Below are 11,798 nucleotides of genomic sequence, written 5' to 3'. Positions count from 1 at the left end.
CCACGGTCTGCTCGTTGAACGACGCGTTGTCCAGCCCGAAACGGATGCGCAGGTCGATGTCCGGCACGATCTGGCCGCGCAGATTGATCCCCCCCTTGATATGTTCCGGGGCGCTGGCGATCCGTTTTACCGTGTTATAGCTGCGAATCTCCTGGACCTGCAGGATGTCGACCGCATCCTGCTCGTTGCCGAGCGCGAACGCGAGGTACTCATGCTTTTCCTGCACGGCATCAGGTTCAGGTGCATTCATGGCCATGGGTCCGGCGGGCGTTAGAACGTCTGCCATTCCGACGCTGCGGCAATATCGGCGGACGCCGTTTTTGCAGGCTGGTTCGCGGGGCGCTGCGCGCGGCGGCCGGGCTCCGATTTCGCGGACTTCATCGCGACCGCCACGGCCGGCGATCGTGCTGGCGTCACGGCGAGCGCGGCGCTCCCTGATCCGGTCTCGTCAACCCTGAAGACCGCCACCGCTTCACGCAAGGCCTGCACCTGCTGGGCCATTGATTGCGTAGCGGCCGCGGCTTCTTCGACCAGGGCGGCATTCTGCTGGGTCACCTCGTCCATCTGGCTGACGGCCGTATTGACCTGCTCGATACCGGTGCTCTGTTCCTCCGATGCCGAGGAGATTTCGCCCATGATGCTTGTTACGCGCTTCACCGACACGACGATTTCGTTGATCGTGCTTCCCGCTTCCTCAACGAGCTTCGAGCCGGTATCCACGCGAGTCACCGACTCGCCAATCAGTTCCTTGATTTCTCTCGCCGCGGTCGCACTACGTTGTGCGAGCATTCGAACCTCGCTGGCCACGACGGCAAACCCACGACCCTGTTCGCCGGCCCGGGCTGCCTCGACAGCGGCATTGAGCGCGAGGATGTTGGTCTGGAACGCGATGCCTTCGATCACGCTGATGATCTCGGTCATTTTGGCCGAGCTGTCGGATATCCCGTGCATCGTCTCGACGACGCGTCCGACCACTTCGCCACCACGCTGCGCAGTTTCCGATGCCACGCTGGCCAGCGTGGTCGCCTGCTTCGCGTTGTCCGCGTTCTGACGGACCGTGCCCGTCAGCTCTTCCATGCTCGAAGCGGTCTCCTCAAGTGATGCGGCCTGCTCCTCCGTACGCTGCGACAGATCGCTGTTGCCTTGCGCAATTTCGCCTGCGGCGACCGAGATCGACTCGCTGGAGGTCTTGATACCCTGCACGATGCTCGTCAGCTGGTCTTTCATGGCCCCAAGCGAGAACATCAGGCTGGAACGGTCTGCGGCCTTCAATCGCACCGCAACGCGCAGATTGCCAGCCGCGATATCGCTGGCGAGCGCCGCGGCATCCCGGGGTTCCCCACCGAGCTGTTTCGCGAGGCCGCGTGCAATGACCAGCGCCACTCCCAACGCGACCACAGCCGCTGCGATGATCAGTCCGGTCACGAGTGCGATCGCCCGGGAATACGCCTGATTGGCCGTCGCGCCTTCGCGGGCTGCCCCCGCTACGTTGACGTCGACGATCGTCTTGATGTCTTTTTCAATGGCGCCACGAATAGTGGCCGACTGACCTGTCATGAGCGCCATCGCGTCCGCCTGTTTGCCCGCTTTCGCCAGCGCCCGGACCTGCTGATCGAGGTCCAGATACTGCGGCATCAGCGACTGGATGTCGGCATAGGCGGTTTTTTCCTCCGGCTCGGTCATCAGCTTCTGGTATTCGGCATCGGCGTGCCGGTAGTTCGCAAGTCCCGCCTCGATCAGGGGTTCCGCCTTCTGGGCTTCGGCTGGCGTCGCCGAGCCGGCCGCCCGGTATTCGTTGAGGCGGATCTCGCGCAGGCCCGCCTGCATCTGCAGACTGCTGCGCACGCTTGGCAACCAGTTGTCGCGCAACTCAGCGACGTGAGCGTTTTCGCCACTCAACTCGAACAGGGAAAACGCGCCCAATCCAACCAGCAGGACAATAACCACGGAAAATCCCAGAACCAGCTGGGTGACCACCTTCAGGTTTTTGAGGGACTGCATGATTGACCCCTTGGTATTGTTGACATCAGCGAGCAGATCCCGCACCGAAGCCGGAAAATAGAGCATCTGCTCTACCTCTATTATCGGCAGAATGGATGCAATCTTCATATGAAAGTTGTTTTACCCATCACGTCGATGCGCAATGAGTTTTAATCGTCGTTAAATGGGTCAAACCCGTCACCAACACACGCTCCAGGTGTTGGATGCAATAATGCGGGCCTCTCAGGTTCTGGTCTGGCCCTCGGAATGGCCGGAATCTTTAGCCGACGCTCCGTGTCGGCTTTTTTTTCTGGCGCGGGGGGGGGGTAAATATCCTGGCGAATCGACCGGGAAGAGAGACGAGTCATGCCGGCCGGCGGACCCGTGCCGATGCTGTTGGTCTGACTTGTTCGTGGCAGCACGAGCGCACTGCAATGCACTGGGCAGGCGTATCGACGCTGGGCGCAGAGCGCCGGTCGAAGCCGGTCGCCCAGGGGGACGCAAGACCGGGCGGTGGGGCGATCCGGCCAACTGTTGAAGAGCTGGAGCCGACCCGTCGTCGGCGGCGACTGTCGGAATACCGGCCGCAGCTCGTCGATGGCGTCACCGAGCTGTTCAGTCTGAACGGCGAAATCTGGAAGGAGTCGTCGCTCCGCCCGCGCAGGGTTTGCGCTATTGGGCCGCTGTGAGTTTGGGGCCTGTTCTCAATGCCTGCCAGCCTGTCTGCGGCTCCTTCCGCTGATCGCTTACCTGCTCGATGCCGCTTTTCAACACCGCTTCACAAAAGGCCAGGCGAGCTCGGTAGTAATCTGCGTGCATCTGCGCGTCAAGGATGCGTTGTTCAGCCTGGAAGAGTTCCAGACGCAATTCCCGCAACGCTTTTTCGGCCTGCTTCTCCGGAGTAAGAGCGTTGCGTACAGCCCAGCTGGCTATCCACCGCAGCATGATGAACTCCTCTTATCGTCAGGTGACATTCCGCCGGCGTCAAATCGGACTTTCACGCCGGGGGCACAAAACGCCACTGTCCCGACCACTTCTTCATACAGCCACTGGTGAGTCAGCGCTATCAATAATCAGGGAGTACCTGTGCGTCACACTGCGCGGTAGATCACGTTGTTGCGAAAAAATTTCCCGCCGCCCATGCAACCGGCTTTTCCGCGTCTGCGGCGAGATCATATGGATACACCGTAACATGCACCTGGAGCAGCCACACATCACTTGTGCGTGGTGACGTCACTCCCTCGAGATGACGCGTGAGCAATCGACGAACGTATGCGCGCGCCCCTCTGCGTAACGCACTGCCTCGTCAGTGGACAAAAATTCAACCGGCTCGGCAAAACGTGCAATCACGTTTGCCTGGATGAAGGGCTCCCGCTTATACACGTACCACGCGACTGCGTAACGCCGCTCGGTACCGTTGAACGACACGGATTGATTCTCCGTTACCTCGACGCAAACGCCGTGCCCCCGATACGGTTCGCAAGAATGGCCGTACATATTTCCTCCCCAGCGTCTGCGCACTGGACAGGTTAGGCCATGCAACAAGCATTCCAGGACATTCGTTCTTTACAGAATGCGCGCCTCGTGGTGCCCGCAACGAGGTGAGGTCTTACGCGCCATGATCGGTCGGATAAGGTACTTCAATTTGCCGTGGTCGGACGGCGCCTGCGTGAACCACTTCATCGCGTCGATTCGTTCAGTACCGCGCCGATCGGCGGAATGCTCTGGCCTTGATTGGAGTTTGCAATCAGGTGCTGGGCAAAGAAAAAGCCGCTCGAAAGCGGCCCGTCGTGCCTTACCTCTTGTCGCCGTCGATCGTTATGCGTACGGGTTGCTGGGCACGCGATGGAATTCTTCGATCATGCGCTTTTTTGCGTCCACGAGCTCCTGGTCCAGGCACGCCAGCGCACGCCGCGCCTTCGTTGCGTTGACGCCCGCCGACCTCGCCGCGTCGATTCGCTCCTTTGCCCTAGCGACTTCGATGGTCAGCCCCCGACCCTTCTCTGCCGCTCGACGCTCGGCCGTCTCAATGTCTCTTACCAAAGCTGAATCGCCGGTCGAATGACCACGCGCCGACGAGAGCGAACTGCTGCAATTGGCCGTCTATCGTCGCAGACTACCGTGCTCCGTTAAATACTGACGCAGCGCGCAAAGCGGTCGTATAAAGATTTGCTTCGAACGTCACGGCCTTTGACGATGTAGATCACAAACTCGGCCACGTTCGTCGATCTCGACTTCCATCCGACTAGCCAAGGTCTCGGCCGTGCCCCCCGCGCTCGCTGCCTGGCTACCGTGGTTGGGTCCAACAACCACCTCACTCGCAGCACTCGTGAGCTCTAGCCGCGCTGGTCAGTCAAGAGTCTTTCTCGACATAAGCGGAGGAATCTCCACCCAGGTGGGTGCCCGTTTCATTTAGTCCTCGCTGCTCTTTGACGACCCTCCGCTCCAAAACCACCCAGAAGCGAGCATCCCGGCCAGAACGATCAACGCCGCGTTCTAGACCTTCTGGATCGCATTGCCGAATCCAGCTCCCGGCCCACGCTACGAAACAGCGGACACGCAAGTGCCGATGTGGCCCAGGCATCCGGCTCGCAAAGAGCTGAATTGCGGGTTGAGTCCTGTGTTTTTCGAAGCTTCGCTTCGCCGGGTAGCGGCCTAAGCTTTGGTTCAATGTTCTGCACTGAAACAACGAGAAAACAGCGATGTCCACACGACTTCACCGGGTGCCTCGCACGGTCGGCCTTGCCCTTGCCGCCGTGACATTGGTCATGTCTGGCACGGTGCTAGCCAGACATCCCACCCCGTTCACCTCGTTATCCGCCGACGATCAGATTTTCATCAAGTTGCATGACGCTGCACGCGACAACGATCCCGCGCGCGCAGCGCACCTGGCAAGCTTGATTCCGAATTATCCGGCGCCGGCTTATCTCAGCTATTTCCAGATCAAGCCGCGTCTGTTCAACGGCGCGGGGCATGCGAATCTCGACGCGCCGGACGCACCGGTGCTGTCATTTCTGCAACGCTACGACGGACAGGCGATTGCCGACCGTCTGCGCAACGACTACCTTCGCGTGCTCGGGGCGCGCCACGACTGGCACGATTTCGATTCGCAATATTCAAAGTTCGTCCTAAACGACGACACGCAGGTGAAGTGCTATGCGCTCGAGTCCCGCGCCACGCGAGGCGAAAATGTGGCCGACGCGGCGCGGGCGCTGCTCGTCGAGCCGAACTGGTACGGTGACGGCTGCGTCGATCTGATCACCGCGCTCGACCGTACCCAGCAGTTCACTCCGGACGATGGGTGGCAGCTGATTCGCCAGGCCTATGAACAGGGCGCGAGGACGACGGGCGGCAGACTGGTCGATGCGCTGGGCGCGGCGCGCCCGGATCAACTGCTCCTCGAGCAGGCGACGAACCAGCCACGCCTGTTGCTCGCGAAAGGCATCCAGCTGGACGCAGCGTCCCATCAACTCGCGCTGCTCGCCATCACACAGTTGGCGGTCGGCGATCCGGAGGCGGCCGAGGCCACCTTCACCGTAATCGCACCGTCGCTCACCCTGGCAGAACGGGCTATCGGTTGGGGCACGATCGCGTATCAGGCGGTGCTCAGGCAGCTACCGGGCGCGGTGAACTGGTACCGGCTGTCGGCGAACGCGCCCCTGTCGAGTCAGGCCTACGAGTGGCGCACGCGCAGCGCGCTGCTGGCCGGGGATTGGACAATGGTGCGCTGGTCGATCGAGCAGATGCCGGCCGCGCTGCGCGCACAGCCAGCATGGGTCTACTGGTACGCGCGCGCGTTGAAGCAGAGCAGCGAGGTGGCGGCAGCCGACCTGGAATTCCGAACGATCGCGGGTAACTACACCTTCTATGGCCAGTTGGCCTCCGAGGCGCTCGGCCGGCAGATCGTGATCCCGCCGCAGACCAAGGTGACCGACGAAGAAGTTGAGCGGGCTGGCCGGACACCAGGCTTCGAGCTGGCAGAACGCTTTTACGCGCTGCACCTGCGTACGGAAGGCAACCGTGAGTGGAACTGGCAGCTGCGCGGCATGACTGACCGACAACTGCTCGCAGTCGCCGAGTACGCGCGTCGCATCGAGCTTTATGACCGGGCTGTGAGCACTGCCGACAGGACGCAGACGGAACATGATTTTTCGCTGCGCTACCTGGCGCCATTCCGCACGATTGTCGAGCGCGATACGCGGTCCACCGGGTTCGACGTCGGATGGGCGTATGGCCTCATTCGCCAGGAGTCGCGCTTCATTATCAATGCGCGCTCGGAGGTTGGCGCGGGCGGCCTGATGCAGCTGATGCCGAACACCGCTGAGATGGTCGCGAGGAAGATCGGGCTCGGTACGATCTCGCGGGCCAGGATGAACGACATCGACACGAACATCCTGCTTGGCACGTACTATCTATCGATGATTTACAACCAGCTTGACCGTTCTGCCGTGCTCGCGACCGCCGGCTACAACGCCGGCCCTGGGCGCCCGCGTAAGTGGCAGGCCAACCTGCCGCGACCGGTGGAAGGCGCGATTTTCGCGGAGACAATTCCGTTTAACGAAACCCGCGACTACGTCAAGAATGTATTGTCGAACACGGTTTACTACGCGGCGCTGTTTGATGGCCACCCGCAATCGCTGACGGAGCGGCTTGGCCAAATCGAGCCCCGATGATATCGTCCGCAACGCTGATCCGCGGATCGCTCGGGTGCAGTAAGTGCGGCCGCATACGTGACACTGTATAACGATCCTTCTATCTCTGGATGACCTCTCAACACGGAACCATCTTCTGCGCCGTTTAGGTAGTCAGCCGGCGATCTGCGTTCAAATGACGGACTAAGCCCTAGGAGTCGCCATGTCTTTCGAGCAGTATTGCCAGATTGTGGAGGGCATCCGCGTACGACGAGTTCAGTCATCGAATCGGAGCCACGCCAACCAAAACTGACGAAGGATCCTTTGAAATCATGACCTCCATCCCGCCCTGAGCGGACGGGAACCTATAGTGCCTTCTCCCGCCCACAAGATAAAGTTGAAGTTTCTTATCGTGTGCATTAGCGATCGTGCATGGATCGGTGTGAAAGCAGCAGCATTGCCTTGTCACCCTTGATGGACATACCGTTCCCAAGTGCATTTACTATGCTATGCCAAGTATCGTCAACGTGATGTAATCGACAATCAGAAAGTACGTTCTGGAAATACCATCCTTGCACTAATCGCTCAACGCCTTTAACCACGCGGGTTTCGACGCCCGATCATCACTGCGGATTCGCTACAACCCGGCTCCCCTCTCCATCCATTACGCGCTATCGGCTAGAGTTCCACCTGTGATGCAGGTCCTATTGGAGAAGACATGCGCGACAACCTGATTCCCGTCACCGTGGGCCGGAAATGGCAAATTGCTAACGGGTACCATGCCGTTGAACTTCGAACAACGTCCAAATCGGCGCTTCCGCCGTTTAACGATGGGTCGTGCGTCACTCTCTGTCTGAATAGCGCTGGCGACAAGCAAAGAATTTATCCTTTGCTCGGTGTTTCGTCCCTGTCCGATGGTTACGTGGTAGGCATGAGACAAGAAGGTGATGGCAGCACGGATAGTCTGCTAACCAAGTTTCCGTTGAATGAACGAGACGAAGTGTTTGTCGGCACCCCCAAAAGCCCGCCCACAATTTTGGACGATCGTGCGCGATCTATCCTTTTTGCTGGCGGAATAGGCGCAGCATCGATCGCGGGAATCGCGAAGCGGCTTGCATCGGCGGGTCAAAGGTTCGAGGTGCACAACTTCGCCCGATCGGCCGACCGCGCAGTTCTTCGAGAAGAATTTGACGCGCTTCGAAGTCACGGTGAGGTCTATCACCATTTCGGCCTGTCCGATAATCTATTCGCGCAGAAGAGTTCCCACGCAATGAGTCCAACTCATGCCAACACACAGATTTACTGCAGCGGCCCCCCTGCTTTCATGGATCTCATTGAGCGCCAAGCCCGCGAATGGGTGTATGCAGCGAACGTTCATAAAATCGCCCTTGGCGACCAAAAGGCACGGTCAGCGGCAGTGAAACGGCACGGTAACTGAGGCGCGCTTTCCGCAGTTGATACACAATCGCCCGTCGGTCTCGCCCGCTCACGCCTATCTGGGGCTTTGGAATACTCGTGAGCCACTTGGACAGTTCTAGAACCGTGGGTTGACGTCATGCGCACCTGACCGGTGGCAACCCGGATCCGCCGCTCGCGCAGGCGCGACGGGTGGCCGTTCTGCCGGTCAAAGCCGACTCCCGGCGGCCGAGCCCGGATGCAGGGTTTTCAACCGGAGCGCACGTTCGAGGACCGTGTGAACTATCCGTTCCTGCTCACAACGATTCGATCGCAGTTGCTTGACTCTCCCATCGTTGGAATGTCTACGCTGCACAGAACCGTAAGCGAAAGGAACAATCAATGTTGATATCTCGCCGCAAATTCCTGCTGACGTCCGTCGCCGCCGCATCAGCGGCGCTGGCTGCATGTGCGCCATCGCCGATCAGCGGTTTCAAGTCAGTCACCAACGGAAATAATCGCAACGCGCAGCGCCGTCTAGTTGCCGAGACCCGTTCGATCGAAGTCAACGGCCGCGCCGCGACGGTGTTCGGACTGCGTCAGCCAAACGGCACGCGCGGCCTGTTCCTTGACCCGGGCGAGCGCTTCGCGGTCGAACTGGAGAACCGCTTGAACGAGCCAACCATTGTTCACTGGCATGGGCAGGAGCCGCCGCCCGACCAAGACGGCGTAAGCCAGTTCGGGGTGCCGGAACTTCAGCCGGGCGAGCGCCGTGCCTACGATTTCGCTGCGCGTCCCGGCACTTACTGGATGCACTCGCATCACGGCTTTCAAGAGCAGCAGTTGCTCGCCGCTCCGTTGATCGTGCGCACTGCCGACGACGTTCGGGCCGACATTCACGAGGTGACGATTTTTCTGGAGGATTTCCTTTTTCGCGACCCTGCCGAAGTCATGTCGGAACTCCGACGCGGGAACGCAAACCGGATGGATGCCATGGCAGTATCGAGCCGGCATGAAAACCCTCCCGGCATGGGTGACATGCCGGGCATGAGCAGAGTGGCTGGCGGCGATATCCGCGACATACCAAATCCGATGCCGATGAAAATGGATTTCAACGACGTAGACTTCGATGCCTATCTCGCCAACGATCGAACACTGGAGGATCCGGAAATCATTCGGGTAGAGCGAGGCGCAAGAGTTCGCCTACGCATTATCAACGGAGCGTCATCCACGAATTTCCACGTTCACCTGGGACGACTGCAGGGTACGGTCGCCGCTGTGGATGGCGACGCCACCTGGCCTTTGAGCGCGAACCGCTTTAATCTGGCAATGGCCCAACGCATCGATATTCTTCTTGAACTTCCCAGTGAAGCCGGAGTGTGGCCGGTGCTTGCCGTGCGCGAAGGTGATCGACAGCAAACGGGCATTATTCTCGCCACTTATGGCGCCAACGTCGGCAAGTTCGCCTCTGCAGCAATGGAAAAATCTGCAGCGCTGGACTTCGATCAGGAGGTTCAACTGTCAGCGGCCAAGCCTCTGGCGTTACGCTCCGCCGATGCGCATTTTATGCTGATGCTAACCGGCTCAATGCACCCCTATGTGTGGGGATTCAATGAAAGGGGATGGGACAATCGCGCCATCGTGAAAATTCGGCCCGGACAGCGAGTGGCGATGACCTTTCACAACGTGACGATGATGTCCCACCCCATCCATCTGCATGGTCATCACTTTCAGGTCGTTGCGCTCAACGGCAAGGCGTTCTCCGGCGCGTTGCGGGACACAGTGCATGTCCCCCCAATGGCAAAGGTCACCGTGGCGTTCGATGCGGACAACTCAGGTCGCTGGCTAATGCATTGCCACAATCTCTATCACATGCTGGCCGGTATGATTACCGAAGTGGCCTACGCCTGACGTGAGGCGGCCAGCCTCACGTCAGGATTGCGGCGCTTGTGGCACCACCGCTGTCGGCGCGCTAGTGCTTGGCAGTTGTGGCTGCTTCGGTCTACGAGTCTGCGACCATTGTCTTCGAGACAAGGGGCAGCTTTAGCTCAACAACGGACGTCCGCGAGCTGACGACGAAAGACCGTAGATGGCCGCAAGCTGGCAGCTAGGCCACCGCTCCTCTTGTTCGTCTGCCTCGCCGTCGCGGAGTATCCGCGGCACGGCGTTTGCTGATTGTCGCCCCTTCACGACAATCACTTAACGAAGGAAGCAATTCGGGTGAGGGCGAAGAAGCGGCCGTGGCGGCCGCCGCCGCCGTATTGGCAGGCTGATCGCCGTTACTCAGCGATTGAAAAGCGCGCCGGGCGGCGTTGCGGCGATTTGGTGGTCCGCTCAACGCGCGGGCTGGCGCCGCGGATGAAGAGGATCGCGCAGATAGCTACCATCGTCCAAATGCTGAGAATTACGGTCAAGGCACTCATTTCAGTCTTCAGAAGTTCGACACTGCGATTAGTTCTGTCTGGCCTGACGGCCAATCAATGTGTCGTAGGTTGGTCGGTACCTTTGAGCAATAGCTCATCGATCAGGCACGTGGTCAATGCCAGCTGCTTTTCGAGCGATACGCGCGCTACTTCCGCACCCACCGTGTCGCCACGTGCGACGGCGTTGTGAGTCAGCGTCGCGAGGCGCAACACGGACTCCGACGCGAGGTGCAGGCCGCGCATCATGCCCGCGTCGGAGTACGGCGAAGGACCGTTCCAATCGGACATAGATACGTCCAGCAGGCCAACTTCGAACTGGTAACTTTGGTGGTGGCGGAAAGACATCTCAGGCGCCCTGCGCGATTGGCACGATGTCAGTGTGCGCCGACGATGGGGAGTCCAATCCGTTAAAAAGAAGCCAATTTTGGAGTTAATCCGTCGCCATCGAAAGAACGAAAAATTTGCCAAAAATGGGGCCGGGCCGCGCGCGGCTAGAAAAACTGGGCGGGCGGATATTTTGCGGGGCGCAACCTTACGCGGTTACGTGGGAATCGCCGAGCCGCATCGCACGTATGCGGGGTGCGACCGGCTCTTCAGCGGGTAGCGTCGCCTGCGACCTGTACCGGTCCTTTGACTAAGCAAGAATTAACGACCGCTTACGGGAAAAAGCGGCCATCCATGAGTAGCCGGACGAGTCGAACGGTCGACGAGGCGGTGGCCACAATCAGTAGAAATACATCCATTGCCAAGGTCAAACCGACGTGCGGAAGCCGCCCGAGAGAGACGAACATCAATACGATTCCGGGCGGCGCCAGGTTCACGCAACCCCGGCTGGTCAGAAGTCGAGTTGATCCGCCGTGATACCGAGCGCGGCAGCAATCTTTTCGCGCGAAGACTCCTGCAGCCGCCCTTTTGCTTCCTGTTGCGAGTAGGCTGGTTGACTGATGTCCATGCGCGCAGCGACTTCAATCTGCTTCAGCCCAAGGTGCTCGCGCCATGCTCTAGACGGAGTTGCGCCGTCCGCAGTTGCGCGCACAACTTCATGCGGAATCAGTCGACGTTGGGCGCTATCCTCGGTGACGTAGTCGGCGACATGATCTCCCCCAAGGCGAGCAAGGCCGCGCCATGTGTAGTCCTGTCTGCTACAGACCTGGCCATCTGTATGCCACGCCTTCCCATCCCAAAAGCGCAATACGGACAATGACCCGATCAACCAGTGGGTCTCGTAAAAGCCGATCCGCACAGGCTTGGTCGTGGAAGGGAACCAACCTGTTTTCTCAATGGTTTGGCCATCACTCATCGGCCGGTCCTCCATGCACAAGCGACTGAAACAGCACTTTCCGGTATTGTCCGGCGCCAAAGGCTCTGC

8 protein-coding genes and 1 pseudogene are annotated in these 11,798 nt (G+C 59.7%); 3 read left to right on the top strand and 6 right to left on the bottom strand.

Translation table 11 applies throughout. The features are described 5' to 3' along the window. The 4 genes from GNZ12_RS25445 to GNZ12_RS25430 form a co-directional block, all read right to left on the bottom strand. Positions 1-250, bottom strand: a 250-nt coding sequence (locus GNZ12_RS25445; RefSeq protein ID WP_235993880.1) for a chemotaxis protein CheW, incomplete at its 3' end; no start/stop codon positions are given. A 20-nt stretch (positions 251-270) separates the two neighbouring features. Then, positions 271-2,001 carry a methyl-accepting chemotaxis protein gene (locus GNZ12_RS25440; protein WP_172314869.1) on the bottom strand — a complete coding sequence of 577 codons (1,731 nt, stop codon included), beginning with the start codon at positions 1,999-2,001 and terminating at the stop codon, positions 271-273. A 651-nt stretch (positions 2,002-2,652) separates the two neighbouring features. Next, complete coding sequence (locus GNZ12_RS25435) at positions 2,653-2,925, bottom strand: hypothetical protein (RefSeq protein ID WP_154566695.1); 273 nt, start codon at positions 2,923-2,925, stop codon at positions 2,653-2,655. A gap of 288 nt (positions 2,926-3,213) precedes the next feature. After that, complete coding sequence (locus tag GNZ12_RS25430; protein WP_172314867.1) at positions 3,214-3,408, bottom strand: hypothetical protein; 195 nt, start codon at positions 3,406-3,408, stop codon at positions 3,214-3,216. A 1,274-nt stretch (positions 3,409-4,682) separates the two neighbouring features. Between GNZ12_RS25430 and GNZ12_RS25425 the strand changes: the two genes are divergently transcribed. The 3 genes from GNZ12_RS25425 to GNZ12_RS25415 all read left to right on the top strand — a co-directional run bounded on the left by GNZ12_RS25425 (position 4,683) and on the right by GNZ12_RS25415 (position 9,917). Continuing rightward, positions 4,683-6,653, top strand: a complete 1,971-nt coding sequence (locus tag GNZ12_RS25425; protein WP_172314865.1) for a lytic transglycosylase domain-containing protein — start codon at positions 4,683-4,685, stop codon at positions 6,651-6,653. A gap of 676 nt (positions 6,654-7,329) precedes the next feature. Then, the gene (locus tag GNZ12_RS25420; RefSeq protein WP_172314863.1) at positions 7,330-8,049 is read left to right on the top strand and encodes a ferredoxin reductase domain-containing protein; all 720 of its coding nucleotides are present in this window, start codon (positions 7,330-7,332) and stop codon (positions 8,047-8,049) included. A gap of 359 nt (positions 8,050-8,408) precedes the next feature. After that, the gene (locus tag GNZ12_RS25415) at positions 8,409-9,917 is read left to right on the top strand and encodes a multicopper oxidase family protein (protein ID WP_172314861.1); all 1,509 of its coding nucleotides are present in this window, start codon (positions 8,409-8,411) and stop codon (positions 9,915-9,917) included. A 566-nt stretch (positions 9,918-10,483) separates the two neighbouring features. Here GNZ12_RS25415 and GNZ12_RS25410 read toward each other — a convergent pair. Both GNZ12_RS25410 and GNZ12_RS45345 read right to left on the bottom strand, forming a co-directional pair. Further along, a complete protein-coding gene (locus tag GNZ12_RS25410; RefSeq protein ID WP_235993879.1) occupies positions 10,484-10,717 on the bottom strand; it encodes a hypothetical protein in 234 nt (77 codons plus the stop codon). A gap of 547 nt (positions 10,718-11,264) precedes the next feature. Beyond that, positions 11,265-11,489, bottom strand: a pseudogene (locus GNZ12_RS45345) (helix-turn-helix domain-containing protein); the annotation flags it as partial. Between the last annotated feature and the right edge of the window lie 309 nt (positions 11,490-11,798).

This window comes from Paraburkholderia solitsugae, from assembly GCF_013177695.1.
GTDB classification, from domain to species: Bacteria; Pseudomonadota; Gammaproteobacteria; order Burkholderiales; family Burkholderiaceae; genus Paraburkholderia; species Paraburkholderia solitsugae.
The sequence above is the reverse complement of the archived record's forward strand: the minus strand, read 5'-3'. Positions and strand labels throughout refer to the sequence as shown.

Bases quoted from the DNA above. Each gene is read 5' to 3' on its own strand.
- GNZ12_RS25425 (WP_172314865.1), top strand. From the start codon at position 4,683: ATGTCCACACGACTTCACCGGGTGCCTCGCACGGTCGGCCTTGCCCTT.
- GNZ12_RS25420 (WP_172314863.1), top strand. From the start codon at position 7,330: ATGCGCGACAACCTGATTCCCGTCACCGTGGGCCGGAAATGGCAAATT.
- GNZ12_RS25415 (WP_172314861.1), top strand. From the start codon at position 8,409: ATGTTGATATCTCGCCGCAAATTCCTGCTGACGTCCGTCGCCGCCGCA.
- GNZ12_RS25435 (WP_154566695.1), bottom strand. From the start codon at position 2,925: ATGCTGCGGTGGATAGCCAGCTGGGCTGTACGCAACGCTCTTACTCCG.
- GNZ12_RS25410 (WP_235993879.1), bottom strand. From the start codon at position 10,717: ATGTCCGATTGGAACGGTCCTTCGCCGTACTCCGACGCGGGCATGATG.
- GNZ12_RS25440 (WP_172314869.1), bottom strand. From the start codon at position 2,001: ATGCAGTCCCTCAAAAACCTGAAGGTGGTCACCCAGCTGGTTCTGGGA.